Source organism: Pseudoalteromonas sp. MEBiC 03607 (genome assembly GCF_004792295.1).
Taxonomy (GTDB): Bacteria; Pseudomonadota; Gammaproteobacteria; order Enterobacterales; family Alteromonadaceae; genus Pseudoalteromonas; species Pseudoalteromonas lipolytica_C.
Map to the genome: position 1 here is coordinate 331,131 of NZ_SRRY01000001.1, position 26,616 is coordinate 357,746.

Consider the following 26,616-nt stretch of genomic DNA (forward strand, 5'->3'; position numbering starts at 1 on the left):
GAGTGACGAGCTCAGCGCAAACAATTTTTAATTAAATACGTGCCACAATTGCCGCAGCAACATCACTGGTGGTATACCCTGCATTTGGGTAGATATCTGGCGTACCAACACCGGCTTCAACTGCTTCTGCTACCGCTTTTTCAATGGTACGAGCCGCTTCATCTTGCCCTAGTGAGTAGCGCAGCATAAGCGCAGCACTTAAAATTTGTGCGATAGGGTTTGCCACCCCTTTACCAGCGATATCTGGTGCTGAGCCACCAGCTGGCTCATATAAACCAAAGCCAGACTGATTCAAACTTGCTGATGGTAATAAGCCCATAGAACCTGTGATCATCGCGCACTCATCAGACAAAATGTCGCCAAATAAGTTATCGCAAAGTAGTACATCAAACTGGCTTGGCTGTTTTACTAATTGCATCGCCGCGTTATCAACATAAATGTAGTCAAGGCTCACTTCTGGGTAGTCTTTACTCACTTCAGTGACCACTTCACGCCAAAGTACACTTGACGCTAACACATTCGCTTTATCAACCGAAGTAACGTGATTGCTACGCAGCTTAGCGGCTTCAAATGCAAAGCGGGCGATGCGCTCAATTTCTTTACGTGAGTATGTTTGGGTATCGAAAGCGGCTTCTTGCTCCCCTTCGCCACTGCGGCCTTTTTCACCGAAATAAATACCACCGGTTAGCTCGCGAACACACAAGATATCAAAGCCTTGTGCACTGATATCTGCACGCAGTGGTGATGCAGCACTTAGTGCTGGTAATAATTGTGCTGGGCGTAAATTACAGAACAAACCAAAATGCTTACGAAGTGGCAACAACGAAGCTCGTTCAGGTTGCTCGTTCGGTGGTAAGTTTTCCCACTTAGGACCACCTACCGAACCAAATAAAATCGCATCGGCATTTTCACAAGCACTAAGAGTGCTTTGCGGCAGTGCCTGACCAAACTCATCAATGGCAGCACCACCAATCGCGTGGTGATGACGAGTCAAAGTAAAACCAAACTTTTCGCTTACAGCATCCAAGACGGTTTCTGCTGCTGCCATAACTTCTGGACCAATCCCGTCGCCTGCTAATACTGCGATACTGTAATTCGATTGACTCATCCTGCTTTCCTCTGTTGTTTTAAATCAGACACTTTTTGTGCACGATAAATTAAGTTATAAACGCGGATCATGGCGCGTACTGACGCTTCAACCACATCCGCTGCAATGCCCGCGCCGTGATAAGGGCGACCATCGTATTTAGCGATAATATTCACTTGCCCCAGTGAGCTGGCACCTTGCCCTGTTGCTTCTAGGTTGTATTCAATCATTTCGACCGACATACCCGTTAAGCGCTCAATTGCTAAGAATGATGCTTCAACAGGACCATTACCCGTTGCGGCCTCTTGCTTAGACTCGCCATCAATTGTCATGCCGATTGTTGAGCTCGCCACTGATTGCGAGTTAGACGTAGAGTTAACAAACTCAAGTTGGTACTTCTCGTCTTTATCTCTGATTTGATTAAAGTAAATCATCGCTTCTAAGTCGTAGTCATACACAGTGCCTTTTTGGTCTGCTAATGCTAAGAAACTTTCATACAAGCTATCCATATCATAATCAGATTTTTGATAGCCTAACTCTTCTAAACGATGCTCAATAACATGACGACCTGAACGCGAGGTCATGTTTAATTGGTTATTTGGTACACCGACACTTTCTGGCGACATAATTTCGTAAGTGTTTTGTGCTTTTAATACGCCGTCTTGGTGGATTCCTGAGCTATGTGCAAAGGCATTTTCACCAACAATTGCTTTGTTTGGCTGCACTGGCATATTACAAATCTTCGCGACTTGGCGCGAAGCACGGTATATTTCTTCACTGCGAATATCAGTATGCACTTTTAAGTGGTCTTCACGCATCTTCATGATCATCGCCACTTCTTCAAGCGAGCAGTTACCTGCACGCTCACCAATACCATTAATAGTACATTCGATTTGGCGAGCACCGGCTTGTACCGCAGCAATTGAGTTAGCAACCGCTAAGCCTAAATCGTTATGGCAATGCACACTTAAACGCGCCTTGTCGATATTTGGCACATTGTTCATTAAGTGATGGATCATCGCAGCGTATTCGTCTGGCGTTACATAACCTACGGTGTCAGGTAAGTTGATAGTTGATGCACCCGCATCAATAGCACTTTCAACGATACGGCATAAATCCCAATGCGGTGTGCGGCCTGCATCTTCACACGAAAACTCAACGTCATCCGTGTAGTTACGCGCAAGTTTAATCGACTTAACAGCCATCGCTGTTGCATCGTCTAAGCTCATACGTAATTTGTGCTCAAGGTGTAATGGGCTGGTTGCAATAAAAGTATGGATACGGCCTTGCTCTGCCGGGCGAAGTGCTTCACCACAGGCTTCTATGTCTTTTGCTACAGCGCGAGCTAAGCCACAAATAATTGGCCCTTTCACTTCAGTCGCAATTCGCTGTACTGAGCGAAAATCCGCCGGGCTTGATACCGGAAAACCTACTTCCATTACATCCACATTTAAGCGGCTAATGGTATGCGCAAGTTGAATTTTGTCGTCTTCGGTTAGGCTTGCTTTTAATGCTTGCTCACCATCACGTAACGTTGTGTCAAAAATCCAAACCTTATCTTTCATAAAACTGTCCTCGTTCCCAATGACCCATTAGCGAGATAAAAAAAACCCCGCGTTTGCGGGGTTTTTTAATGTTCTACAAATGCAAATACACTAAGCCCCGCTCACTGATTTAAGCAGTAAGAGGTTTAGTTTTAATGTAATTAAACGAATCATTTGCATTGTATTTATCTAAATGTGTGTTCAGTGAGCTGTATTTTTAACATTCAAAAAACCAGCTTGCAAGCATAATTTTTTCAAAAATCACATTTTTATTTACACAAAATAGAAAAAACAAACCTAAAGAATCATTGAAAATGAATATAATATCCAAAACTAATGAGAACGGCGTTTAAATATTCGTTCAGCAATCACTGTATTGTTTAGATTAACTTTTAAGATTGATGGTTATCACGTACATACAAAGTTGCACCGCGGGCAATATAACGTAATTGCCAGATCAGTCGCTCTACTAATTCTTCACGTTGCTGGCCTTCGATATCTAACGCTTCAGCACCTGCATTAAAAACGAGCGTAACCATGGCTTCTGCTTGAATATAAGCATGAGTCGCATCGCAAGGAGTTTCGCTTTCAAGATAATGGGCAAGCTCTAAAATAAAGTGTTTAATTTCGCGTGCTACTGCAGCACGAAATGCTTTTGAAGTGCCAGAGCGCTCACGTAATAACAGCCTAAATTGGTTACTTGAATTATCTATAAACTCCATAAAAGTCACTATGGAAGTACTTATAACGCTGCCACCACTGGCGATTCGGCGACGAGCTTGACGCATTAGTTGACGTAACGTTAATCCGGCTTCATCAACCATGGTTAAACCAAGTTCATTCATATCTTTAAAGTGGCGATAAAAAGAGGTTGGCGCTATCCCTGCTTCACGGGCAACTTCACGTAAGCTTAGGTTTGAAAAACTATGATCTGCACTTAGTTGATTAAATGCAGCTTCAATTAGTGCTTGTCGTGTTTTTTGTTTCTGTTGTGCCCTAACACCCGACATGGAAACTCCCAGCGTGAACTTTTAATGATTTTCGGTTAATGAGACAGTCTAATACTTGACGCGAAGAGTTTGAAATACTATTTTAGCGTACAGTTGTACGCCGAGATTAATTTAGATGAAAAAACCACCTATTATTTGGACTAACGTCCTCTTTTTTAGCCTGACATTTTTAGCCGCGATCACTCTTGTACCTTGGTATGGTCTGACTTACGGTTTTACCAGTACACACTGGATCGCATTTGTTGGCTGTATGTTTTATGCAGGACTATCGATTACTGCAGGTTATCACCGCTTATGGGCGCACAAAGCATATGATGTTCACCCAGTTATTGAAGTGATTTTTGCCTTTGGTGGCGCATTTGCATTACAAAACAGTGCGTTGCACTGGAGTAGCGATCACCGTATTCACCATGGTCAAGTTGATGATCCAATCAAAGACCCTTACGCTGCAACAAATGGCTTTTGGTATAGCCACATTGGTTGGATGCTGCGCGATTATCAAGGTGAAGAATACAGTAACTACAACAACTGCCGTGACTTACAAAAAAATAAAGTAGTAATGTGGCAACATCGTCATTATATGAAATTAGTTATTGCGACTAATTTTGGTATTCCTTTATTGCTAGGTTTAATGCTTGGCGATGTATGGGGTATGTTATTACTAGCCGGTTTACTGCGTTTAGTATTAAGCCAGCACTTTACTTTTTTCATTAACTCAGTTGCGCATATTTGGGGTTCTCGCCCTTACACCGAAAAAAACACGGCACGTGATAATGGCTTTTTAGCATTATTCACCTACGGTGAAGGCTACCATAACTTCCACCATATTTTTGCTAGTGACTATCGCAATGGCATTAAGTGGTATCACTATGATCCTACGAAGTGGATGATCCGCTCATTAGCAGCGCTAGGCCTGGCTTCAAAACTAAAACGCACCCCTGTGGAACGTATTGAAAAAGCCAAAGCCGAAACCTTAATGAATAAAACCCAAGTTCGCCTTGCAAAATTGCCTTTAGCGCAAGATAAGCTTACATTACTACAATCTGAATATGATTTATTGCTGAAGAAGTTGCAGCATTTTTGTGCCTTGCAAAAACGCGTGTTAGACATCAAGAAAAGCAAAATGATGAAACAATGCGAAAAATCAGCATTAATGACACAATATCACGAGCTTGAAGCCGCTTGGGAAAACCAAAAGCAGGCTTGGCTTGCACTAAATGCGAGGTTGTTAAAAGCCTCTTTTAGTTAACATAGGAGCGGCTGTGGCCAAACAACAAGTAAAGCAAAAAGATACTCCATCTTATCAATATGATGCGATCATCATAGGCACAGGTCCTGGCGGTGAAGGTACCGCCATGAACCTGTCTAAAAGTAACAAGAAAGTGGCTGTTATTGAGCGTCAAGAAGCGGTCGGTGGCGGCTGTGTGCACTGGGGTACTATCCCGTCTAAAGCATTACGTCATTCAGTAAGCCGTTACATTGAATACAAAGCAAACCCGCTATTTAATATCAGCGAGCGTCCTAACCGCTTAACTTTCCCTGATATTTTGCACCATGCAAGTAACGTCATCTCAAAGCAATCTAATTTACGTAGCAGCTTTTATGAGCGTAACCGCATTCATATGTATCAAGGCGATGCTGAGTTTATTGATAAACACACCATTAAGGTGACTCACTTAGACGGTTCATTTGAAACTATCACCGCACAAACAATCGTTATTGCTACTGGCTCGCGCCCTTACCGTCCACCTGGTGTAGACTTTGCCCACCCACGCATTTACGACAGCGATACAATTTTAGGCCTTGAGCATGACCCTCATCGCGTACTAATTTATGGTGCAGGTGTAATTGGTTGTGAGTACGCCTCTATCTTTAAAGGTTTAGGTGCAAAAGTTGATCTAGTGAATACCCGCGACCGCCTGCTTGCCTTTATGGATGCGGAAATCTCAGATGCTCTGAGCTATCACTTTTGGAATAGCGGCATTGTTATTCGTCATAACGAAGAGTTTGATAGAGTAGAAACCCGTGATGATTGTGTGGTGATGCACTTAAAATCAGGCAAGCGAGTAAAAGCTGACTGTATTTTATTTGCTAATGGTCGTACTGGTAATACAGATACGTTAAACCTTGAAGCCGTGGGCCTAAAAGCGGATGGTCGTGGCCAGCTTAGAGTAAATGAAACATACCAAACAGAAGTCGATAATATTTATGCTGTAGGTGATGTAATTGGTTACCCAAGCCTTGCAAGTGCAGCATTTGACCAAGGCCGTATTGCTGCCGATGCGATTGCATGTGGTAATTGCGATGAGAAGCTGATCATTGATATTCCAGCGGGTATTTATACAATTCCTGAAATGAGCTCAGTGGGTAAAACAGAGCAAGAGCTAACTGCAGCGAAAATCCCTTACGAGGTAGGGCGTGCTCAATTTAAGCATTTAGCGCGTGCGCAAATAGCTGGCACCGAGGTAGGTAGCTTAAAGATTCTATTCCATGTTGATACCAAAGAAGTTCTTGGTGTGCATTGCTTCGGTGAGCGTGCCTCTGAAATCGTTCATATCGGGCAAGCAATTATGGAACAAAAGAACGGCGGCAATAACATTGATTACTTTGTAAATACCACGTTCAACTACCCGACCATGGCCGAAGCCTATCGCGTAGCCGCATTAAATGGTTTAAATCGTTTGTTTAAATAAATAAAAAAGCCCGCTTAATGCGGGCTTTTTTACGATTAGCTGTTGCTTATTTGTGGTATTTACCGCTGAACTCATGAACGGCGTTAATAAATACACCTGCGTTTTCTGGATCAACATCTGGTGTAATACCATGACCTAGATTAAATACATGGCCAGAGCCTGTACCAAAGTCTTCTAGGATAGTGGCAACTTCTTGGCGAATACGCTCAGGCGTGCCATGCAGCATTGCTGGGTCCATGTTGCCTTGCAGCGCTACTTTATCGCCAACACGACGTTTTGCATCACCGATGTTAATAGTCCAGTCCAGACCTACTGCATCACAGCCTGTTGCTGCAATTGCTTCAATCCACTGACCACCATTTTTAGTAAATAACGTCACTGGCACTTTACGACCATCGTGTTCGCGAATTAAGCCATCAACAATCTTGTGCATGTACTGTAATGAAAACTCATTGTAGTCACGTGGGCTTAATACACCGCCCCATGAGTCAAATACCATTAACGATTGCGCGCCCGCTTTAACTTGCGCGTTTAAATAGTCAATGACTGAGTCAGCTAATTTATCAAGTAGTAAGTGCAGTGTTTGTGGCTCAGCAAAGGCCATTTTTTTGATTTTACCGAATGTTTTGCTGCTACCACCTTCAACCATGTAAGTGGCAAGTGTCCAAGGTGAACCAGAGAAACCAATTAGCGGTACTTCACCTTTTAATTCGCGACGAATCGTACTTACCGCATTCATCACATAACCAAGCTCATCAGTTGGATCGATATTTGGGATTTTTTTAACATCTGCTAATGAAGAAATCGGACGTTCAAATTTCGGACCTTCACCTGTTTCAAAGTAAAGACCTAAGCCCATAGCATCAGGAATAGTTAAAATATCACTGAATAGAATAGCAGCATCAAGCGGATAACGACGTAATGGCTGTAACGTTACTTCACAAGCAAGTTCAGCATTTTTACATAAACTCATAAAGTCGCCTGCTTGGGCACGTGTAGCGCGGTACTCAGGTAAATAACGGCCAGCTTGGCGCATCATCCATACCGGTGTGACATCAACAGGTTGCTTTTGTAGTGCACGTAAATAACGATCGTTTTTTAATTCGCTCATGCGTATAGAATCCTAGAACTGAATGAAATTGTGCAGATTGTACCACCATATTACACGTCTCACTATGGATAGATAATCATGGCTAGATATAGATCATGTTTTTTAGGTCAGCCTAAGCCTATAGTGCGTTTTTTGAGCGAAAATAAAATAATTTTAAAACTTTTCATTAATAAATTTGCAACATACCAAAAAGCTTGGTATAACTTATCCCGCGTTAACAATAACAACAATAAAAATCTTATAACAAGAAGAACAATAATCTTCCCATAACAATAAGAACGCTTGTTTTAACAAGTCATAGAAAAAGAATTAAACCACCTTTATAGGTGGTTTTTTCTTTTTAGAATCAGTAAATTAACCCCTTCTCCCATTAGATAAGTAATGCAAAATTAACACTAGTAGTTTTGATTTATTTCCCATACACTGCTGTTAGAGCATAAAAGCTAGCCTCAGGTGTCGTTGCGTTGCAATTTCATTGTAAAAAATTACGTGCTTAGGATGGCTTTTACAATCTGTTGCAATTAGACACTAAGAATTTAGTTGATCTTTGTGTCATATTTCCTTTTTATATATACAAAGGAAAACCTACTCAGCGAGGAGATGAAATATGCTGACGCGTTTGGAAAAAGCTCAACAAAAATGGGGTGGCAGTCACTCTGTAATAGACAAATGGCTAACAGAGCGCCAAGAATTATTGGTGTTATTCTGTCGTATTGCTGGCTTTTCACCGTACGAGAAGAAAGATCACGCCCTACCGGATCAACTGCAAATTCAGAATTTTTGCCAAATTCTAATGGATTATCTTTCTGCTGGTCACTTTGAAATATATGACGACATCGCAAAAGCCTGCAAAGAGAAAGGCCCTGAAAGCCAAAACCTAGCAAATGCTCTTTACCCGCGTATTTCAGAAACAACTGACGTCGCTCTCGACTTTAATGATAAATATGCTGAAGTTGACAAAGATGACTTACTTGATGAGTTTGATAAAGACTTGTCTACATTAGGTGAGGCACTTGAGTTACGCTTTGAATTAGAAGATGAGTTAATCGATAACCTTTATTCGAATCATACAAGCTAATTTGCGATGACAGCAGAGAAGCATTTCTCTGCTGAAAGTACTAGTAATTTGCACCCAACCATAAATACCTTGCGCCATATAAGTCTAAAAACGGCTTGATTGGTGGTAAAACTTCATCCTCCAAAAGAATCAACTATTCCATTTCGTAACAAAAATTTGAAATAATTCTTTCAATGCGATACTCATATTATAAAAACATGAGGTTCGCTATGAACAAACGGTCATTTTTAAAGTCACTTTCAATCCTTGCCGCTGGCGCAAGTCTAACATCCGCTCCCTTAATGGCTGCTCAGAATAGCAGTACCCAAACATTAATTAAGCCAAAAGCTCTTCCTAAAGGCGGCACAATTGGCATATGTAGCCCCTCTGCCGCCACTGCTGCGCACGCTGATATTTTATTAGCACAAGGCGTTATAGAGGCACTGGGTTACAAAGCTAAGCTTGCACCAAACATTTTGGCAAGGCGAGGGCATTTAGCAGGCACTGATGCGATGCGAGCCGGCGATTTAAACAGTTTATTTAGTGATAACGATGTTGATGCTATTTTGTGTTTACGCGGCGGCTCAGGGGCTGCCCGTATTTTACCTTTACTCGACTACGCAATGATCCGTAACAATCCTAAGCCATTGATGGGCTATTCGGATATTACAGCATTGCATAACGCGTTACTCTCTAAAGCAGGGCTGATCAGCTTTCATGGTCCCAATGCATCGAGTGATTGGAATCCGTTTCATGTAGCGCAATTTAAAGACATGTTCGAAGCGCGTAAACTAATGCATTTTCAAAATTTGCCGAAAGCCGATGATGAGCTCGTTAACACACAATACCTGACCCAAACAATTACTTCAGGAAAGGCTACAGGACAGTTAATTGGAGGTAATTTAACGGTACTGACCGCACTTGCGGGATCAAGCTATTTACCCGATTTTGACGGCGCAATTTTATTTTTAGAAGATATCGATGAAGCGCCCTATCGAATTGACAGAATGATGAGCACACTAAAACTTATGGGCGCACTTGATAAGATTGCAGGCTTTGTATTTGGCGATTGTAATGACTGTAGGCCAGGTCGTGGTTATGGTTCATTAACCCTAGATGATATTTTTGCAGACTATATTAAACCGCTGGGGATTCCTGCTTATCGTGGGGCTATGATTGGCCATATTAAGCGCCAATTTATCTTGCCTGTTGGCACTTTGGTTGAGCTTGATGCAGATAGTGGCACATTAAAAATGACAGAAGCGGCATTTAGTTAATACCAATTCGCGCATAAAAAAAGGGCCATTCGGCCCTTTTTTATTGAGTTAAATATTACTCAGCTGGTACTGCTTTTTCATCGCTTTGGATTTCAAGTAATTCTACTTCGAAAACAAGCGTTGAGTTAGCTGGGATCTTACCAAGATCACGCTCACCGTATGCAAGTTCAGATGGAATAGTGAACTTGTACTTAGAGCCAACTGGCATTAATTGTAAACCTTCAGTCCAACCTGGGATCACACGGTTAAGTGGGAACGTAGTTGGTTCATTACGTGAGTAAGAGCTATCGAACTCAGTGCCGTCTAGTAAAGTACCTTTGTAGTGTACTTTAACAACGTCAGTTGCTACTGGCTTTTCACCTTCACCTTGTGTGATCACTTCGTACTGTAGGCCAGACTCAGTTACTGTAACGCCTTCTTTCTTCGCGTTTTCAGCTAAGAATTTTTCGCCTTCAGCTTTGCTCTTTTCAGCTTCTACTTTCGCTTTTTCTTGTTGTTTAGTGCGAATGCTTTGATCAAGCGCAGTTAACACTTCACGAATTTTTTCATCATCAAGCTTAGCATTACCAGCAAGTGCGTCTTCAAAGCCGCGCTTAAGTAGCGCTTCATCAAGCTCAACACCTAATTCTTTCTTTTCTGCTAGGTCTTGGTTTAAGAAGTTACCAACAGATGCACCAATACCGTATGCTTGTTGTTGTGCTTCAGTCTCTAGTTTAACCTCAGCTTGCTGCTCTTTTTTTGCTTCCTGATTACAAGCTGTAAGCGCTAAAACTGACGCTGCAATCAATGACAATTTAATCGTCTTTCTCATTTTATATCTCCGACACACTTTGCAGTTGTCAATTATTGTATTATTACTAGTTAAAGAGTTACGACCTACGTGGTAGGCTGCTTGTCTAATAACTAAACGTCATGCAAATGCATAAGCTAGTGATTAGACTAACAACCTAGGCCTTCCATGAGACCTAGTCTAACCTCTCAATCACTAAGAGTTAAGGGGAAATACCCGTAATATGTCGATATTTCGTACTTTTTTGTATCTACTGAGCCTTGGCTTGGTTGTTGCTTGCTCAGAACAACATGAGCAATCTACAGCACGCTACGAGCATGCTGCACAAGGAGCATTTGCCTCTGCACTTTCGCACGATGGTAAATACAGCTTAATCTCATCAATACACCATGGGGTCGCGCTGTGGGATAATCAACAGCACGTATTAAAATACCAATGGTTCCAACAGCAAAACCAAGATAGCCTTGTTCATACCGTGGCAATTTCCTATGACAACAGCCATGCTGTTACCGCAGAAAAATCAACCTTTGCTGTATGGGACATCGCCACAGGTGAAAACTCAGGTTATTACAAAATACACGCCTCAACAATCAGAGATATCGCAATTAGTAATCAAGGCCAGAGTGTTTTATATGGTCGCGCCGATGGTGTTGTTGTATACCTGAACTTAGAGACCGGACGTCGTATAGAGTTCCTTGGTCACCAAGAAAAAGTAAATGTTGTTGATTTATCCCCTAACGGCCATTTCGCCATTAGTGGTTCTAATGACTATGTGGCCTACTTTTGGGATACCCGTACAGGGCAAGTCATTCACCGCTTTAATCACCCGACTCGCGTCACGCAAGTTGCCCTTGATCCACAAGGTCGTTATGCATTTACAGCAGACAGTATGAAGCAAGCAAATGTATGGCAACTGACTACAGGTGATCTTGTTAGCAAACTGCAGTATATTGCGCGTCAGAAAATTTTTACCGCCGCTCGCTTTAATGATGAAGGCAGTTTAATTGCAACTGGGTCACCAAATAGACTCGTCGAATTATGGCAGCTAAACTCAGGTAAGAAGTTACAAACGTGGCAGGTCATTCCTCGTGAGGGAAGTCGCCCAAAATCGGCCGTGGTGTTAGATGTTGCGTTTACTGATAACAGCCAAGCGTTATTAACCGAAAGCTCCAGCGGATTTGCTGAAAGTTTTAATTTAAGAGAATCGAATGAACACAATTGAAAATCGTCTAATGGAACTTGAAGCGAAAGTCGCTTTTCAAGATGAAACAATTGAAATATTGAATGATGAGCTTAAAGCACACCAACAGCAGCTGGCAAAAATGAAACGCCAGACTGAGTTGCTGGCAGAAAAAATCAAAGAAGCACAACAGCCTTCATTGATGTCGCAGATGCAAGAGCCGCCTCCGCCACACTATTAATGTGAGGGTTACAAGCCGGGTGTTATTCGCCCGGCTTAAATACACCAATTACTTGCTCAAACTGGCGGGTTGACGCTTGCACCGCTTTCTCTGGTTGCGTCATTTTATGGCCACACTGTACGCATTCTACTTTTTCAACATCGTGCTCTTTGTATAGCATCATAGTATCCATAGCTTTACACTCAGGGCATGATGCACCGGCGATAAAGCGTTTCTTTTGTCTCATAAATGATCTCCCGTGGCATGTAGGCGGCTATTTTAGCCTAATAATTCTCTGTTTGATACGATTGCGAAGCCTAATGTGATCCGTGTTATGATAAGCAAAATTTAATCTATGCAGTGCAAGTAAACTTTCATGATCCAAATTTCAGACATCGAGCTACTACGAGGTGGCAACGCCTTATTAAAAGGTGCCTCTGCAACCTTATTCCCAGAACATAAGGTTGGCCTTGTGGGCGCTAATGGTTGTGGTAAATCAACCTTGTTCGCGCTATTAAAGTCTGAGTTACAGCTTGATGCTGGTGAATGCCAAATACCAAAAGATTGGTCAATAGCCTCTGTTAAACAAGAAACACCAGCCCTTGAAATAAGCGCCATAGATTACGTATTACAAGGTCACCCTGAGTACTACACATTAAGAATCGCACTACGTGAAGCCGAGCAAAATAACGATGGTGATGCGCAAGCAAAAGCACATATTGGTCTAGAACATATTCAAGGCTACAGCATTGAAGCAAAAGCGGGTGAACTATTACACGGTTTAGGTTTTAGTAATGAGCAAATAGACAACCCGGTGAGTGCCTTTTCAGGTGGTTGGCGTATGCGTTTAAACTTAGCACAAGCACTTATTCGTGATGCTGATTTATTACTGCTGGATGAGCCAACCAACCACTTAGATCTCGATGCTGTTTATTGGCTAGAACGATTCTTACGTGCCTACACAGGCACCCTAGTACTGATTTCTCATGACCGCGAATTCTTAGATGCCGTCGTTGACCAAATTTGGCACATAGACGCACAAAAAATAAATGTTTATAAAGGCAATTACTCGCAATTCGAACGCCAAAAAGCAGAGCGTTTATTACAACAGCAAGCCATGTTCGAAAAGCAGCAAGAACAAATTGCTCATCTAGAAAAGTTTATTACGCGTTTTAAAGCAAAAGCCAGTAAGGCTAAGCAGGCACAAAGCCGAGTAAAAGCCTTAGAACGCATGGAAAAGTTGGCCCCGGCCCATGCTGATTCACCCTTTGATTTTGAGTTTGCTGAGCCTACAGCCCTGCCAAATCCATTAATGACGCTCGACCAAGCTAAAGCTGGCTACGGCGATACCACTATTTTGCATAGCATTAAGCTAAACCTAGTTCCGGGTAGCCGTATTGCGCTGCTTGGCCGAAATGGTGCAGGTAAATCAACATTAATCAAATTATTAGCTGGCGAATTACAACCACAAGCTGGAGAAGTATTTCAGCATCAGGGCTTAAACATTGGTTACTTTGCGCAGCATCAGCTGGAGTCACTCGATCTAAAAGCTAGCGCAGTAACACATTTACAGCGCTTAAATCCGCAGGCAACAGAGCAGTCATTACGAGACTTTTTAGGTGGTTTTGCATTCTTTGGCGATAAAGCGCTTGAGCCTGTTGCACCGTTTTCTGGCGGTGAAAAGGCCCGCTTAGTGTTAGCCATGTTAGTGTATCAAAAGCCAAATCTACTGTTACTCGATGAGCCAACTAACCACCTAGATTTAGAAATGCGCCATGCCCTAGTAATGGCGCTACAAGGTTTTGAAGGTGCAATGGTTACTGTATCGCATGACCGTCACATGTTAAAAAATACCGCTGATGAGTATTACCTCGTTGATAACGGCGAAGTAACGCAATTTGGTTATGACCTTGATGCCTATTACCAGTGGCTACTCAACGCCAACAAAGAAGCAGCTAAAAGCAACGAAGACAATACCCCTAAAGCCCATTCAAGCGTTAACCGCAAAGAGCAAAAACGCTTAGAAGCCGAATTCAGAAAATCAGTGCAGCCGTTGAAAAAGCAAATCGACAAGCTTGAAAAGCAACTTGATAAGTACTCAACAGAGCTTGGGGAAATCGAAAGCGCGCTTGCCGATAATGACTTATACAGTGATGAGAATAAAGCCAAGCTAACCGAGCTACTCGCTAAGCAAGCAAGCTTAACTCCAAAGCTTAATGACGTTGAAGAAGAGCTGCTCATGGCACTTGAAGAGCTTGAAGAAAAAGAGCAGGCCTTTGCCGATGAAACCGCTTAATAGCGAGGAATTTTGGCAGTTTGCATGCCATCTTTATAGCGAAGATGGCATGCAAGCAAAGCTATTAGGCTATCAAAACCAGCAAGGTAAAAATGTTAACCTTTGCCTGCTGCTTTATTATCTTGATTCTTTAGAGCTGGCTGTAACACTCTCTCAACTGAGTGAACTTGAGTCGTGCATTGCCGAGTTTGATCAACAGGCTTTAAAGCCCCTACGAGCCACACGCGCCTACCTTAAAACCATTCAAACTGAGATTTCAGACTACCCCACCATTCGAAAAGAGCTACTTAGCGCAGAATTAAGACTCGAAAAACAACAGCAACAATTACTAATAGACACAGCGAATACCATGATATTCACTCAGCACACAAATACTAAAAATATAAGGCTTTATCTTGGTCGCGAGCTAGCGAGTTAGCTGGGGTAAAGTTTAAAGAGTCGATAAAGAGTCGAGATCAAGCCTAATTGTAAGGACGGTTCTAATTCGGCACTTCTGTTTATGTTGGGTTTCGCTGCGCTCAAACCAACCTAACCTAATAAACTTGATCCAAATCAACTATTAAATCGCCTTATTTCACATCAGGAAAAATGCTTGATCTGGATCATGTCAGGGTATGCAAAGCCAGCCTATGATTAACCCATAGACATTAGGAGGCACAACCATGAACGTATTCTTTAGAGATTTTTTTAGCGACCCAGTTTTATTTATGTCATTCGGCATATTGGCAGTTGTTATCGTTTTATGCCTTTTCTATGTTGGTTACTTTATTAAAAAAGTTCACGACGCAGAAGTTCCTAAGTAAGAATTAAGCACGACGCACAAAGCCCCTATCCAATTTATTGTTTAGGGGCTTTTTATTTTCAGCAGATAAGCAAAATCTGCTAAAGTGTTCTAAAAATGCAAAAACTTGCTACAATAGCGGCCTGTATTGTCTTTAAAGTGTTAGCTATGTTACCTGAGTTTAAGCCTGCGTGGTGGATGCGCAATCGCCATTTACAAACCATAATGCCGCGCTTCTTTCGCCCTTTTCATAATACTCGCTACGACTTATCAACAATTAACACGCCTGATGGTGACTTTTTAGAACTGGCATGGGCAACGCCTCAAAACGAACACGCTCCTTTAGCCATTGTATTGCATGGCCTTGAGGGCAATATTAATAGTTTTTATGCCAAAGGCATGATGAAAAAGCTCAAGCAGCAAGGCTTTGCTGTGGTGTTAATGCATTTTCGAAACTGCTCACGGGAAGCAAACCGTTTAGCTCGCGCTTATCATAGTGGTGAGACCGAAGATTTACGCTTTTTTATCAACTATCTGAAAAGTAAATTTCCTAAGCGTCCTTTATTTGCTGTCGGCTTTTCACTGGGCGGTAATGTACTGGCAAAGTATTTAGGTGAGCAAGGTAGTAAATCAAATTTAAATGGCGCTGCGGTTGTGTCTGCACCATTTGATTTGTCATCCTCTTGCCAAGTGATCCGCAAAAGCTTAAGTAAAATTTATCAAAAGTATTTGCTCGATCGTATGAAAAAATCAATGCATAGAAAGCTACCACAAATCGAACAGCAAATTAGCCTAACACCAGAAAAGCTGATGGCAATTGATGATTTATGGCAATTCGACAACATGCTGACTGCACCTCTGCATGGCTTTGCCGGTGCTGAAGATTATTATCAGCAAGCAAGCGCCAAACCGTTTTTAAAAGCGATTGCAACACCTACACTTATTGTACACGCCAAAGATGACCCAATGCTGTCAATTAAAGCTGTACCAAATAGCACTGATGTAAGCGAATATGTTACGCTGCGTATCTCCGAAAAAGGTGGCCATGTTGGTTTTATTAGTGGCAATAACCCGTTTAAACCTATTTACTGGCTTGAGCGTGTTGTACCTGACTATTTTCAACAGTTAGTAACAAAAGAGCAGTTATGATCATTCCACACGAACGCCTCGATAAAGAAACCCTTTACAATTTAATCGAAAGCTATGTATTGCGTGAAGGCACTGATTACGGTGAACAAGAGTTCAGCATTGAAAGTAAGGTAGCCCAAGTTCAGCAGCAATTAAAATCGGGAGAAGCCATGGTGTTCTTTTCTGAGTTACATGAGTCTGTGACAATTATTTCAAAAGCAGAGTTCATCGCCCTACAAGCTGATCCCGAGTACCAAGCGTCATTCAACGACTAAACTTGTAACTTTTATCGCAACCCTTCACAATGGCTTTTTAACTTAAAGAGCCATTAAAATGAAAAAACTAAGCTCCTTATTTGCCGCTGTTTCGCTTGCCTTAATTGGGCAAGCCCATGCCGAGGAAGTAACAGCCTCAGCAAAAGCTATCAAGCTTACTAAAGAGACTATTTTAATTGATACCCATATCGACGTTCCGTACCGCATTCATGAAAAATGGGCAGATGTTACTAAAGCGACTAGCGATGGCGATTTTGATTACCCTCGAGCCGTAAAAGGTGGCTTAAATGCACCTTTTATGTCGATTTATATTCCTGCAAATCTTGAATTTGAAGGCAAAGGTAAGAGCTACCAGCTTGCAAATCAGTTAATCGACAGTATGGAAGCCGTTGTACAGCGTGCACCAGAAAAGTTTGCAATTGCCGACTCAACAGACGATGTAAAAGCACAATTTCAGCAAGGCAAAATGTCTATTGCAATGGGTATGGAAAACGGCTCACCGATTGAAGGCGAGATTAAAAACCTTAAGCATTTTTATGACCGTGGCATTCGTTACATCACGCTAGCTCATTCTCAAAGCAACCATATTTCTGACTCTTCATATGACCTTCGCCGTAAATGGAAAGGCCTTAGTCCATTTGGTAAAGAGCTAGTTAAAGAAATGAACAATATTGGCATGCTTGTCGACGTTTCGCATATTTCTGATGACGCGTTTTATCAAGTAATGGAAATCTCAAAAGTACCTGTAATTGCTTCGCACTCATCACTGCGTAAATATACACCGGGCTTTGAGCGTAATATGAATGACGACATGTTATTAGCCCTAAAAAAGAATGGCGGCGTTATTCAAATAAACTTTGGCTCAAGCTTTGTTACATCGCAAGCCGGCTCTTGGTATAACCAGCTCAAAGCAGCGAAAGCAGATAAGAAAAAAGAAGGCACTAAGCTAAGCAAAGATTTTGATGCAGCATATCGCGCAAAAAATCCATTTCCATTTGCAAGCCTAGAACAAGTTCTTGATCACATTGATCATGTAGTTGAACTAATTGGCATTGATTATGTTGGTATTGGTTCTGACTACGATGGCGTCGGGGATTCATTACCTGTAGGCTTAAAAGACGTATCGAGCTACCCGAACCTAGTACAAGGGCTTATGGATCGCGGTTACAGTGATGCAGATATTAAAAAGATTTTAAGTGGCAATATGCTTCGTGTTTGGAAGCAAGCTGAGCAATACGCAGCGAATCACTAATTCTTACCGCCAATAAGCGCTTATTTTTATGTGCTTATTGGCGACTACAACTTCTACTTCATAGCTATTGGTATTTTTTATTGGAAAAGGTTAAATTACCTTTTTTAGGAAGGATTTAACTATGCTATTTAGTAAAGGAAACATATCACTTTGCTTAGCTGGAGCAGCTCTTGTAATCTCCTGCTACGGCACCTTTTTTCAAACCAAGCAGCCACAAATAAATCAGTTAACGACCGACTCAGAGCAACAATACAACTTAGCCAGCAGTGATTTTGATGCTGTTGAGCATGATGATGGGCAAACCTTAGCAAGGTTGAATAAAAGTATTATTTCACTAAAAAAACAAGTTGCCGAGCTCAGGCAAGGTAGCGCATCGCACCAAACTATCACCCCAGATCTAAAAGAATCTGTACTCGCAATCCTCGCAGAGAAAGAGCAACAAGCGCTTGAAAAAGCCGAGCAGAATAACCCGATTTATGGTTTTTATAATAGCCTACCTGATGACTACGAATTGAGATTAAAATCGGAACCCGATTATGCTGACAGTCTAAACAAACAACTACGTGAGCAAATTATTGATCCATACCAGTCAGACAAAGACCGTCTCAAAGCCATGGCTCAATTACAAATGAATATGTTTATGCTTGGCAAGCAAACGCTGCCAGAATATGACTACGATATTGCTAATAGCATGCTAAATATCGCGGCCAATAGCCAAGATAATAAACTGCGCGTTCAAGCGATTGAGTTAGTTTCACAATCTCCTATTTTAGACTCAAGATTAACTCAACAATATACACAAATACTCGAGCGCGATGACAATGAATATATACGCCGCTTAGCAGCACAAGGGATACTATCGCAATATTTCATAGCACGAAATGAGCAAGCTGATAATAGCCAACAACTGGCGCAGCAAATTTTAACTATTTATAGGCACCCTATAAACGAGAGTGTAAAAAGCATTATTGATGAAATGATTGGTGACCCGAATATGCTCGATGAGTTAAAGAAATCAGCAGGCGAGTAAAGGCGGCAGATTAACCTTTCGCTCTATACAGCTTAAAGCTTCCAGCTTTTTCACCCATAAAAAAACCCGAGACTAAGCTCGGGTTTTTCTCAATGCTTAATGCATCACTATAGTTGATTACTCAACGATAGATGCAACAACACCAGCACCAACTGTACGGCCACCTTCACGGATAGCGAAGCGTAAACCTTCGTCCATCGCGATTGGGCAGATTAACTCTACAGTCATCTTGATGTTGTCACCAGGCATTACCATTTCTACGCCTTCTGGTAACTGTACGTCACCTGTTACGTCAGTTGTACGGAAGTAGAACTGTGGACGGTAACCTTTGAAGAAAGGAGTGTGACGACCACCTTCATCTTTAGAAAGTACGTATACTTCTGAAGTGAATTTAGTGTGTGGCTTGATTGAACCAGGCTTACAAAGTACTTGACCACGCTCAACGTCTTCACGCTTAGTACCACGTAGTAGTGCACCGATGTTCTCACCCGCACGACCTTCGTCTAGAAGCTTACGGAACATCTCAACACCTGTACAAGTTGTCTTCGTAGTTTCTTTGATACCTACGATTTCAACTTCGTCATTCACGTTGATGATACCAGCTTCAACACGGCCAGTTACAACAGTACCACGACCTTGGATTGAGAATACGTCTTCGATAGGCATGATGAATGGCTTATCGATGTCACGCTCTGGCTCTGGGATGTATGAATCTAGCGCGTCTGCTAGTTCAACGATCTTGTCTTCCCACTCTTTCTCGCCTTCTAACGCTTTAAGCGCAGAACCTTGGATTAGTGGTAAGTCATCACCTGGGAAGTCGTACTCAGAAAGAAGTTCACGAACTTCCATCTCAACTAGCTCAAGTAGCTCTTCGTCGTCAACCATGTCACATTTGTTCATGAATACGATGATGTAAGGTACACCAACCTGACGAGAAAGTAGGATGTGCTCACGAGTTTGTGGCATAGGACCGTCAGTCGCAGCAACTACTAGGATTGCGCCGTCCATTTGAGCAGCACCAGTGATCATGTTTTTAACATAATCGGCGTGTCCTGGACAGTCTACGTGTGCGTAGTGACGAGTTGGAGTATCGTACTCAACGTGTGAAGTTGAGATTGTGATACCACGCTCACGCTCTTCTGGAGCGTTATCGATTGATGCGAAGTCTTTAGCTACACCACCGTATACTTTTGCAAGTACGTTAGTGATTGCTGCTGTTAGAGTTGTTTTACCGTGGTCAACGTGGCCGATTGTACCAACGTTTACGTGCGGTTTTACGCGTTCAAACTTTTCTTTTGCCATGACGGAACCTATCAGTTTTGTGTATCTAGATTACATATGAAAATAATCCACCGAGGGTAGATTAATTTAATTTTTTCAAATTTCAAATAGTTTTTTCTGACAGATAAAGGAAGAAATTAAGATGAGTTCTCGATACTGGTGCTGATAGGCAGATTTGAACTGCCGACCTCACCCTTACCAAGGGTGCGCTCTACCAACTGAGCTATATCAGCAACACCAGAAGTCTGGAGCGGGCAGCGGGAATCGAACCCGCATCATCAGCTTGGAAGGCTGAGGTAATAGCCATTATACGATGCCCGCATAGGAACCTGTTCTTAAACTACCTCTAACCGTCAAGAATAAAGTGGTGGAGGGAGCTGGATTCGAACCAGCGAAGGCTGAGCCGTCAGATTTACAGTCTGATCCCTTTGGCCGCTCGGGAACCCCTCCACGAAAATTCTTTACTAAGTCACTTCCGGTAAAAGGAAAGTGGTGCCGACTATCCGAGTTGAACGGATGACCTACTGATTACAAGTCAGTTGCTCTACCAACTGAGCTAAGTCGGCACTGCTTTAGTACGGGGCGAGATTCTAAGGTAAGGTTTATTGTGATGCAACAATAAAATCAAAAAAAATGTGATTTTATGTGTTAAACGCTCACTATTCAGGCAAATATAGGCTTTTTTACTGTTTTAGTGTTAATTCTAACCAGTAATTCAGTCCTTTAAAAACAAGCTGACTGTCAAACTCACTCACAGCGAACTGCTCGGCCAACAACTTTCCATAGCCACCAGCGAATAATAAGCAGCTATTTTCATTATTAAGATGACGCTTAGCTTGCTCAATTGCCCCTACAGTCGCAACAAGCGCACCGTTTTTTAAACCATTAGGGGTGTTTCGGCCTAACTCTGCAGCAAATGGAGTTTGCCCATCATCGAACACTTTTTGCGTATTTTGCGTTAATGAGGTTGTCATTAAATCAAGCCCAGGCAAAATCCACCCGCCAAGGTGTTCTCCTTCGCTGTTTAATACATCAATCGTTGTTGCGGTGCCAGCATCGACCACAATACAGTGTTGCTTTGGCAGCTCCACATATGCAGCAATTAGTGCAAGCCAACGATCAATACCTAAATTGGTAAAGTGCTCGTAGGCACATTTTAAATTCTCAAGTTTAGCGCTTACTTTTGCCTCGTACACGGTAACTTTATGTTGCTCGGCTAACTTAATGAGAGGAGCAAGCAACTCGGTGCTGCCTACACAAGCAAACACCATGTCATTAATTTGCGGCCAAGGCAGCGCATTCAGTTCACATTGTTTGTAACAGCCCTGATTATATAAAACAGCTTTAATAGCAGTATTACCTACATCAACTAACAGTCTCATTTATCTGCCTTACGCAATGAAATCTCACCACCATAATAACTTTTTACCTCTCCGTCTTGGCGAATGCGGATACCACCTTGGCTATCAATCCCTTCACAAATTCCTCGCCAGCTACGATGCCCTGTATTTAGCTCGACACACTCTTTAGCAAATGCATTTAAGCTATTCCATTGTATGTACATCTCGTTTAGCCCTGACTGCTGGTACTGCGCTAATCGCTGTTCTAAACAAATACACAAATAAGCAGCGAGTTTATTCTTATCTAACTTTTGAACATGCTGACTCAGGTCGGTCCAAGCTTGGTCAATGTGTTGGCTGACACTTTCGGGCATATGTAGGTTTATGCCAATACCGATCACTAATTGACAGGGCCCTTGTGGTTGCCCATCAAGTTCAACGAGAACACCCGCCAGTTTTTCTCTGTTTATATAAATATCGTTTGGCCACTTAAGCTCAACATCAATTTGATACAAAGCTTTTAAGGCATCATATACAGCTAGCCCTACTGCAATCGACACTCCCATCGCCGCCTGTAAGCCATCATCCAAGCGCCAGAAGTAACTAAAGTATAAATTAGCGCCAAATGGTGATTGCCATACTCGGCCGCGACGGCCTTTTCCTGCTTGTTGCATTTCCGCAACCAGTACAGTGCCAGATGTTAACGGAACATCACTTTGAAGACGGCGCATTAATTCACTGTTGGTTGAATCAATAATTGGCTGCACCTCAACGTTGGCTGTGTTACCACCTAGTTTGTTATACTGCTCAGTAATCGCTTGTTGATTTAGAAACCCTGCATTATTGTTCAGGCAATACCCTTTACCCGTTACTTTAAAGATATCTAGGCCCATTTCCTGCAAAGAATGAATATGTTTACCAACAGCAGCACGGCTAATACCTAATTGCTCTCCTAATTGCTGGCCAGAAACAAAACCACCTTGATTGAGCGCTTGCAAAATAGCTAATTTGTTACCATCTGGCGCTTTCATGATGAAGCTCCCAATTCAATGTGACACTCACGATCGGCATCAATCAGTCGCACCTCGTGTTGTAGCGCAATTTTGTAATTTTGCCAGACTTGTTGCTGAACATGTTTCACCATGGCAATTAAATCATCTCCAGTGCTATTGCCGTGATTCACGAGCACTAACGCTTGCTGCTGATGAACTTCAATTCCTGCAACTTGATAGCCTTTTAACCCAGCATGTTCAATCAACCACCCTGCGGCAACCTTATGATGTTCAGCATCAACATAGTAATGAGGTAGCTCAGGGTACTGTTTTAGAAGTACCGCAAGTTGTTCATTAGAGATCACTGGGTTTTTAAAAAAACTTCCCGCATTAGCAAGTTCACTTGGGTTTGGTAGTTTGCTGTTTCTAGTTGTGATGATTTGTTCAAACACCTGCTGTGGCGAAGGAGTTGTAAGCTGTTGCAATGGCCCATAACTAAGCACTGGTTGCCACTTTTTAGGGAGCAGTAACCCGACTTGAGTGATCACTGCTTTATTTTTAAGTGCATGTTTAAAGATAGAGTCACGATAGCCAAATTGGCATTCGTCTTTTGTTAAACGGTTTATTGTTTTGGTAGCAATATCAAAGTACTCAACATAACTAACAAACTTTTCGAGCTCCACACCATAAGCACCAATATTTTGCACTGGCGCAGCACCAACGGTACCGGGGATTAAAGCAAGGTTTTCAAGCCCTGGCATGTCATTGGCAATGGTCATAGCGACTAATTGATGCCAGTTTTCTCCGGCCGCTATATGCAATAAAAAGCCATCACTTTGCTGCTCTATATTTATGCCCTTCGTGTTCATGTGAACGACAGAACCTTGGTAGTCAGATAAAAACACCGTATTACTGCCTTCACCTAAAATACAAAAGGGAGACGAAAAGTCTGTGCTTAAAAGCTGATTCACTTCATCAATTTGATAAAAATGCTGGCATTGGCTTGGCAAAGAAAAGGTATGAAAAGATTGCAGGGACTGAGCCACAAAACGCCTCAAAGGTTACCGGTAACTAATCGCATTAGTGTAACCTATCGTCGCAAAATACGCATTAGATTGTAAAAATCACTCAACCCACTGCACTAATCATGTTATAAAACGGGCTCTTTTTCATTTGTGTTCCAGGGTTATTATGAAGTTTAAACCATTACTTTTAAGTCTTGCTATGGCCGGTGCTTGCTCTCAAGCAACTGCAGATGCAATCAGCCAGCACACTTACGCAAACTTAGATGACGTAACAACCACTCACCTACTACTAGATTTAGATGTTGATTTTGATGACAAACAACTAGAGGGTTTTGTTGAGCATACGCTAGATTGGCACAATGCGAACAGCAAAACACTGGTACTTGATACTCGCGATTTAGATATCGACAAAGTAATGTATCAAGATAAAAAAGGCAGCTGGCACAAAGCTGACTTCACCCTTGCTGCACGTGATGACGTGAAGGGCTCAAAATTAACAATTAAATTTAAAAGCCAAGCGGTTAAAGCACGTATCTACTACAACAGCCGCCCAGAAGCTTCAGGTTTACAGTGGTTAACACCAGAGCAAACAGCCAGTAAGTCACACCCATTTATGTACAGCCAATCACAAGCAATTCATGCTCGTAGTTGGATCCCTGTACAAGATACGCCTGCAATGCGCGTAACTTACTCAGCACGTATTCACACTCCTAAAGACATTCGTGCAGTTATGAGTGCTGACAATAAAGATGCGCTTTATAAAGACGGCGACTACTTATTCGATATGCCACAACCCATTTCGCCATACTTAATCGCAATTGGTGCGGGTAATTTAGAATTTAAAGCCATGTCTAAGCAAACCGGTATTTTTGCTGAGCCAACAATTTTAGATGCGTCGGTTGCGGAGTTTAACGACACACAAGCGATGATCGACAAAACTAACGCAATGTATGGCGAATACGCATGGGGTCGTTACGACTTATTAATGCTGCCACCAAGCTTCCCATTCGGTGGCATGGAAAACCCACGCTTGTCATTCATCACACCAACGGTTGTTGCTGGTGATAAAAGCTTAGTAAACCTAATTGCTCACGAGCTTGCTCACTCTTGGTCTGGTAACTTAGTGACTAATGCAACGTGGGAAGATTTATGGCTAAACGAAGGCTTCACGTCTTACGTTGAAAACCGCATCATGGAAGAAGTGTTTGGCCGTGACCGTGCAGTGATGGAACAAGCACTTGATGCAGCAGGCTTACGTGCATTACTTAAAACGCTACCAGCACCAGATACGCGCCTTAACTTAAAACTAAATGGCCGCGATCCTGATGATGCATTTAGCTCAGTGCCTTACACTAAAGGTCAACTTTTCTTAATCTATCTAGAAAACAAATATGGTCGTGACAAGTTTGACCCATTTGTAAAAGGTTACTTTGATCAATTTGCGTTTAAGTCTCTTACAACCGCTCAATTTGTTACTTACTTAAAAGCAAACCTGATCGACAAATACCCAGGCGTGGTCAGCATGGATAAAGTTAATGAGTGGATTTTTGAGCCAGGCTTACCAAGCGACGCACCAAATCCAACCTCTGATGCTTTCGATAAAGTTGATGCAGTGACCAAAACATGGTTAAACGGTGAGATTAGCGCAGCTCAATTACCAACAGCAGATTGGTCTGTTCATGAGTGGCTACACTTTTTAAATAATCTACCTCGCGATTTAAGCATTGAAAAAATGACTGAGCTTGATAAGCAATTCAACTTAACACAGTCAACTAATGCTGAGCGCGCTTTCGCATGGTTTATGCTAGCGGTAGGTAATGGTTATCAACCAATTTACCCTGCTCTTGATAAGCACCTCTCTGGCATCGGTCGCCGTAAATTAATTGTGCCACTATATAAAGCACTTATTAAAAACGGTAAAAAAGACTGGGCGCATGATGTGTACTTAAAAGCACGTCCGGGTTACCACCCTCTTGCACAAGGTACAGTAGACGACTTATTCGCAAAATAAGTCACTAAACCCAAAAAAGGCGCTGATTTCAGCGCCTTTTTTAATAATTAGAATTAGTTGCTTACCTTTTGTAAGAATGCACGACGCTCTTCAGGGCTCGCTTGTTGCCACCAAAACTCTAACATTGCCACTGCATTTGGCATATTTTTTAATCCAGCCTGCCCACCTGGTACTTTTGCAGGTAAGGTAACTGGCACCGCTGTCGCAGGCTTACTACTTGAACTTGCAACAGGCGCTGTCGCAACAGCTTGCGCTGACGTTGACTGTGCACGATAACTAACAATTGATAACGGCATCGCAAGCTCACTGCCTTTCGCTTTTAGACTCACTTGAGGTGACTCAGCAAACACCTGCGCTGCTACAGCATTACTGGCGCGATTAAATACAACATCATAGTCTTTGCCATTTTCAACCGTCACTTCAACCCAAAAAGGCTCTGACTCTACAACCTGATGGTCGTCATAACCTTGCTCATATAGATCTGTGTATTTCATTTTCAGCTGATAGGTACCTGGGGCAAGCTCAACATCATCAACACGGCTAAAAAATGATTGCTCAATAAGGCGATCTCCCACTTGTAACGGTACAAGCTCTTCTGGAAAGTGAATAGTCTCGGCTACACTGCTAACACTATTCAATAGCATTAACACACTACTCAGTAATACTAACTTACGCATGTTCACTCCTTGGTTGTTCAACTTGTGGCAGTTTCAGTTTGACACTGCAAATAAAGTTTGTCATTAGTGGGCGGTCATTTAACCACATTTATAAGAGAGCTAAGTATGAGCCAAGAGACTATTTTTACAAAGATTATTAATCGCGAGATCCCTGCCGATATTGTCTATGAAGACGAGTTATCACTGGCTTTTAAAGACATTAATCCACAAGCACCCTTTCATGTATTGATCATTCCCAAAACACCAATTGCGACTGTTAATGACGTTACAGAAGAAAATGCCCACTTGGTTGGTCACTTGTATGTCGTTGCTGCAAAACTAGCTAAGCAATTTGGTTTTAGTGAGGATGGCTTTCGTGTTGTGATGAATTGTAACGAACATGGCGGGCAAACGGTGTACCATATACACCTACACATGTTAGCGGGCAAACCAATGGGTTGGCCTCCTTACCAAGATAAGATGAAAGAAAGCATCTAGCACTTTAATATGTAAATAACTGTAAAAAGTAGTACAAACATATTAATTTGAACTATACTATATATATATCAGTTAGTTAACA

General features: G+C 42.1%; 26 protein-coding genes and 4 tRNA genes. 15 read left to right on the plus strand and 15 right to left on the minus strand.

The genetic code is table 11. The features are described from left to right. Positions 1-31: 31 nt before the first annotated feature. The 3 genes from leuB to fabR all read right to left on the minus strand — a co-directional run bounded on the left by leuB (position 32) and on the right by fabR (position 3,641). On the minus strand, positions 32-1,108 hold the full coding sequence (gene leuB / locus E5N72_RS01495; protein ID WP_062568366.1) for a 3-isopropylmalate dehydrogenase: 1,077 nt from the start codon (positions 1,106-1,108) through the stop codon (positions 32-34). After that, complete coding sequence (gene leuA, locus E5N72_RS01500) at positions 1,105-2,652, minus strand: 2-isopropylmalate synthase (protein WP_135922931.1); 1,548 nt, start codon at positions 2,650-2,652, stop codon at positions 1,105-1,107. Before leuA ends, leuB begins: the two co-directional genes overlap by 4 nt. 371 nt (positions 2,653-3,023) lie before the next feature. After that, positions 3,024-3,641 carry an HTH-type transcriptional repressor FabR gene (fabR, locus tag E5N72_RS01505; protein ID WP_135922932.1) on the minus strand — a complete coding sequence of 206 codons (618 nt, stop codon included), beginning with the start codon at positions 3,639-3,641 and terminating at the stop codon, positions 3,024-3,026. Positions 3,642-3,756: 115 nt separating this feature from the next. On the opposite strand from fabR, the gene E5N72_RS01510 reads away from it, so the two are divergent. Both E5N72_RS01510 and sthA read left to right on the plus strand, forming a co-directional pair. Beyond that, complete coding sequence (locus E5N72_RS01510; RefSeq protein ID WP_135922933.1) at positions 3,757-4,890, plus strand: fatty acid desaturase; 1,134 nt, start codon at positions 3,757-3,759, stop codon at positions 4,888-4,890. Between the two features lie 13 nt (positions 4,891-4,903). After that, on the plus strand, positions 4,904-6,334 hold the full coding sequence (sthA, locus tag E5N72_RS01515; RefSeq protein WP_135922934.1) for a Si-specific NAD(P)(+) transhydrogenase: 1,431 nt from the start codon (positions 4,904-4,906) through the stop codon (positions 6,332-6,334). A 46-nt stretch (positions 6,335-6,380) separates the two neighbouring features. Here the strand turns inward: sthA and hemE are convergent, their stop codons facing one another. Continuing rightward, positions 6,381-7,445, minus strand: coding sequence for a uroporphyrinogen decarboxylase (gene hemE / locus E5N72_RS01520; RefSeq protein ID WP_054562901.1), 1,065 nt, complete (start codon positions 7,443-7,445; stop codon positions 6,381-6,383). 607 nt (positions 7,446-8,052) lie between these two features. Between hemE and rsd the strand changes: the two genes are divergently transcribed. Further along, positions 8,053-8,523: a sigma D regulator gene (gene rsd / locus E5N72_RS01525; RefSeq protein ID WP_135922935.1), complete on the plus strand. Its 471-nt coding sequence runs from the start codon at positions 8,053-8,055 to the stop codon at positions 8,521-8,523. Positions 8,524-8,732: 209 nt separating this feature from the next. Next, positions 8,733-9,779, plus strand: a complete 1,047-nt coding sequence (locus E5N72_RS01530) for an LD-carboxypeptidase (RefSeq protein WP_205994280.1) — start codon at positions 8,733-8,735, stop codon at positions 9,777-9,779. 55 nt (positions 9,780-9,834) lie between these two features. On the opposite strand, the gene fkpA is transcribed toward E5N72_RS01530, so the two are convergent. Next, positions 9,835-10,590, minus strand: a complete 756-nt coding sequence (fkpA, locus tag E5N72_RS01535) for an FKBP-type peptidyl-prolyl cis-trans isomerase (protein ID WP_135922937.1) — start codon at positions 10,588-10,590, stop codon at positions 9,835-9,837. 202 nt (positions 10,591-10,792) lie between these two features. Between fkpA and E5N72_RS01540 the strand changes: the two genes are divergently transcribed. Then, positions 10,793-11,791 (plus strand): hypothetical protein, encoded by a 999-nt coding sequence (locus E5N72_RS01540; protein WP_135922938.1) that lies wholly within the window; start codon positions 10,793-10,795, stop codon positions 11,789-11,791. Next, positions 11,778-11,990, plus strand: coding sequence for a SlyX family protein (locus E5N72_RS01545; protein ID WP_135922939.1), 213 nt, complete (start codon positions 11,778-11,780; stop codon positions 11,988-11,990). Before E5N72_RS01540 ends, E5N72_RS01545 begins: the two co-directional genes overlap by 14 nt. Before the next feature lie 22 nt (positions 11,991-12,012). Here the strand turns inward: E5N72_RS01545 and E5N72_RS01550 are convergent, their stop codons facing one another. After that, positions 12,013-12,216: a YheV family putative zinc ribbon protein gene (locus E5N72_RS01550; RefSeq protein ID WP_135922940.1), complete on the minus strand. Its 204-nt coding sequence runs from the start codon at positions 12,214-12,216 to the stop codon at positions 12,013-12,015. A gap of 129 nt (positions 12,217-12,345) precedes the next feature. On the opposite strand from E5N72_RS01550, the gene E5N72_RS01555 reads away from it, so the two are divergent. The 7 genes from E5N72_RS01555 (at position 12,346) to E5N72_RS01585 (ending at position 18,731) form a co-directional block, all read left to right on the plus strand. Further along, on the plus strand, positions 12,346-14,265 hold the full coding sequence (locus E5N72_RS01555; RefSeq protein ID WP_135922941.1) for an ATP-binding cassette domain-containing protein: 1,920 nt from the start codon (positions 12,346-12,348) through the stop codon (positions 14,263-14,265). Then, positions 14,252-14,683 carry a TIGR02444 family protein gene (locus E5N72_RS01560; protein WP_135922942.1) on the plus strand — a complete coding sequence of 144 codons (432 nt, stop codon included), beginning with the start codon at positions 14,252-14,254 and terminating at the stop codon, positions 14,681-14,683. The genes E5N72_RS01555 and E5N72_RS01560 overlap by 14 nt, the downstream gene beginning before the upstream one ends. Positions 14,684-14,927: 244 nt before the next feature. Beyond that, the gene (locus E5N72_RS01565) at positions 14,928-15,068 is read left to right on the plus strand and encodes a DUF3149 domain-containing protein (RefSeq protein ID WP_074989877.1); all 141 of its coding nucleotides are present in this window, start codon (positions 14,928-14,930) and stop codon (positions 15,066-15,068) included. 146 nt (positions 15,069-15,214) lie between these two features. After that, the gene (locus E5N72_RS01570; protein ID WP_135926201.1) at positions 15,215-16,195 is read left to right on the plus strand and encodes a hydrolase; all 981 of its coding nucleotides are present in this window, start codon (positions 15,215-15,217) and stop codon (positions 16,193-16,195) included. Beyond that, positions 16,192-16,449 (plus strand): YheU family protein, encoded by a 258-nt coding sequence (locus E5N72_RS01575; RefSeq protein WP_135922943.1) that lies wholly within the window; start codon positions 16,192-16,194, stop codon positions 16,447-16,449. Before E5N72_RS01570 ends, E5N72_RS01575 begins: the two co-directional genes overlap by 4 nt. Before the next feature lie 58 nt (positions 16,450-16,507). After that, positions 16,508-17,701 carry a dipeptidase gene (locus tag E5N72_RS01580; protein ID WP_135922944.1) on the plus strand — a complete coding sequence of 398 codons (1,194 nt, stop codon included), beginning with the start codon at positions 16,508-16,510 and terminating at the stop codon, positions 17,699-17,701. A 121-nt stretch (positions 17,702-17,822) separates the two neighbouring features. Next, positions 17,823-18,731 (plus strand): hypothetical protein, encoded by a 909-nt coding sequence (locus E5N72_RS01585; protein ID WP_135922945.1) that lies wholly within the window; start codon positions 17,823-17,825, stop codon positions 18,729-18,731. Between the two features lie 117 nt (positions 18,732-18,848). Here the strand turns inward: E5N72_RS01585 and tuf are convergent, their stop codons facing one another. From tuf to murB, 8 genes are all read right to left on the minus strand, one after another. After that, on the minus strand, positions 18,849-20,033 hold the full coding sequence (gene tuf, locus E5N72_RS01590; RefSeq protein ID WP_135922804.1) for an elongation factor Tu: 1,185 nt from the start codon (positions 20,031-20,033) through the stop codon (positions 18,849-18,851). Positions 20,034-20,169: 136 nt separating this feature from the next. Next, positions 20,170-20,245, minus strand: a tRNA-Thr gene (locus tag E5N72_RS01595). Between the two features lie 13 nt (positions 20,246-20,258). Further along, positions 20,259-20,333: transfer RNA gene (locus tag E5N72_RS01600), tRNA-Gly, on the minus strand. 44 nt (positions 20,334-20,377) lie between these two features. Then, positions 20,378-20,462: transfer RNA gene (locus E5N72_RS01605), tRNA-Tyr, on the minus strand. A 40-nt stretch (positions 20,463-20,502) separates the two neighbouring features. Continuing rightward, positions 20,503-20,578, minus strand: a tRNA-Thr gene (locus E5N72_RS01610). 117 nt (positions 20,579-20,695) lie between these two features. Then, positions 20,696-21,394, minus strand: a complete 699-nt coding sequence (locus tag E5N72_RS01615) for a type III pantothenate kinase (RefSeq protein WP_135922946.1) — start codon at positions 21,392-21,394, stop codon at positions 20,696-20,698. Then, entirely contained in the window at positions 21,391-22,383 is a 993-nt protein-coding gene (birA, locus tag E5N72_RS01620; RefSeq protein ID WP_135922947.1) for a bifunctional biotin--[acetyl-CoA-carboxylase] ligase/biotin operon repressor BirA, read from the minus strand. Before birA ends, E5N72_RS01615 begins: the two co-directional genes overlap by 4 nt. Next, complete coding sequence (gene murB, locus E5N72_RS01625; RefSeq protein WP_135922948.1) at positions 22,380-23,390, minus strand: UDP-N-acetylmuramate dehydrogenase; 1,011 nt, start codon at positions 23,388-23,390, stop codon at positions 22,380-22,382. Before murB ends, birA begins: the two co-directional genes overlap by 4 nt. Positions 23,391-23,535: 145 nt before the next feature. Between murB and E5N72_RS01630 the strand changes: the two genes are divergently transcribed. Then, the gene (locus E5N72_RS01630) at positions 23,536-25,380 is read left to right on the plus strand and encodes a M1 family metallopeptidase (RefSeq protein WP_135922949.1); all 1,845 of its coding nucleotides are present in this window, start codon (positions 23,536-23,538) and stop codon (positions 25,378-25,380) included. A gap of 53 nt (positions 25,381-25,433) precedes the next feature. On the opposite strand, the gene E5N72_RS01635 is transcribed toward E5N72_RS01630, so the two are convergent. Continuing rightward, complete coding sequence (locus E5N72_RS01635; protein ID WP_135922950.1) at positions 25,434-26,057, minus strand: DUF2057 domain-containing protein; 624 nt, start codon at positions 26,055-26,057, stop codon at positions 25,434-25,436. Positions 26,058-26,162: 105 nt separating this feature from the next. Here E5N72_RS01635 and E5N72_RS01640 point away from each other — a divergent pair, with 105 nt between their 5' ends. After that, entirely contained in the window at positions 26,163-26,534 is a 372-nt protein-coding gene (locus E5N72_RS01640; protein ID WP_135922951.1) for a histidine triad nucleotide-binding protein, read from the plus strand. Positions 26,535-26,616: the final 82 nt, after the last annotated feature.

Excerpts from the sequence above, each read along its gene's own strand:
- leuB (WP_062568366.1), bottom strand. The coding sequence starts at position 1,108 with ATGAGTCAATCGAATTACAGTATCGCAGTATTAGCAGGCGACGGGATT.
- leuA (WP_135922931.1), bottom strand. The coding sequence starts at position 2,652 with ATGAAAGATAAGGTTTGGATTTTTGACACAACGTTACGTGATGGTGAG.
- fabR (WP_135922932.1), bottom strand. The coding sequence starts at position 3,641 with ATGTCGGGTGTTAGGGCACAACAGAAACAAAAAACACGACAAGCACTA.
- E5N72_RS01510 (WP_135922933.1), top strand. The coding sequence starts at position 3,757 with ATGAAAAAACCACCTATTATTTGGACTAACGTCCTCTTTTTTAGCCTG.
- hemE (WP_054562901.1), bottom strand. The coding sequence starts at position 7,445 with ATGAGCGAATTAAAAAACGATCGTTATTTACGTGCACTACAAAAGCAA.
- rsd (WP_135922935.1), top strand. The coding sequence starts at position 8,053 with ATGCTGACGCGTTTGGAAAAAGCTCAACAAAAATGGGGTGGCAGTCAC.
- E5N72_RS01530 (WP_205994280.1), top strand. The coding sequence starts at position 8,733 with ATGAACAAACGGTCATTTTTAAAGTCACTTTCAATCCTTGCCGCTGGC.
- fkpA (WP_135922937.1), bottom strand. The coding sequence starts at position 10,590 with ATGAGAAAGACGATTAAATTGTCATTGATTGCAGCGTCAGTTTTAGCG.
- E5N72_RS01540 (WP_135922938.1), top strand. The coding sequence starts at position 10,793 with ATGTCGATATTTCGTACTTTTTTGTATCTACTGAGCCTTGGCTTGGTT.
- E5N72_RS01545 (WP_135922939.1), top strand. The coding sequence starts at position 11,778 with ATGAACACAATTGAAAATCGTCTAATGGAACTTGAAGCGAAAGTCGCT.
- E5N72_RS01550 (WP_135922940.1), bottom strand. The coding sequence starts at position 12,216 with ATGAGACAAAAGAAACGCTTTATCGCCGGTGCATCATGCCCTGAGTGT.
- E5N72_RS01555 (WP_135922941.1), top strand. The coding sequence starts at position 12,346 with ATGATCCAAATTTCAGACATCGAGCTACTACGAGGTGGCAACGCCTTA.
- E5N72_RS01560 (WP_135922942.1), top strand. The coding sequence starts at position 14,252 with ATGAAACCGCTTAATAGCGAGGAATTTTGGCAGTTTGCATGCCATCTT.
- E5N72_RS01565 (WP_074989877.1), top strand. The coding sequence starts at position 14,928 with ATGAACGTATTCTTTAGAGATTTTTTTAGCGACCCAGTTTTATTTATG.
- E5N72_RS01570 (WP_135926201.1), top strand. The coding sequence starts at position 15,215 with ATGTTACCTGAGTTTAAGCCTGCGTGGTGGATGCGCAATCGCCATTTA.
- E5N72_RS01575 (WP_135922943.1), top strand. The coding sequence starts at position 16,192 with ATGATCATTCCACACGAACGCCTCGATAAAGAAACCCTTTACAATTTA.
- E5N72_RS01580 (WP_135922944.1), top strand. The coding sequence starts at position 16,508 with ATGAAAAAACTAAGCTCCTTATTTGCCGCTGTTTCGCTTGCCTTAATT.
- E5N72_RS01585 (WP_135922945.1), top strand. The coding sequence starts at position 17,823 with ATGCTATTTAGTAAAGGAAACATATCACTTTGCTTAGCTGGAGCAGCT.
- tuf (WP_135922804.1), bottom strand. The coding sequence starts at position 20,033 with ATGGCAAAAGAAAAGTTTGAACGCGTAAAACCGCACGTAAACGTTGGT.
- E5N72_RS01615 (WP_135922946.1), bottom strand. The coding sequence starts at position 21,394 with ATGAGACTGTTAGTTGATGTAGGTAATACTGCTATTAAAGCTGTTTTA.
- birA (WP_135922947.1), bottom strand. The coding sequence starts at position 22,383 with ATGAAAGCGCCAGATGGTAACAAATTAGCTATTTTGCAAGCGCTCAAT.
- E5N72_RS01630 (WP_135922949.1), top strand. The coding sequence starts at position 23,536 with ATGAAGTTTAAACCATTACTTTTAAGTCTTGCTATGGCCGGTGCTTGC.
- E5N72_RS01635 (WP_135922950.1), bottom strand. The coding sequence starts at position 26,057 with ATGCGTAAGTTAGTATTACTGAGTAGTGTGTTAATGCTATTGAATAGT.
- E5N72_RS01640 (WP_135922951.1), top strand. The coding sequence starts at position 26,163 with ATGAGCCAAGAGACTATTTTTACAAAGATTATTAATCGCGAGATCCCT.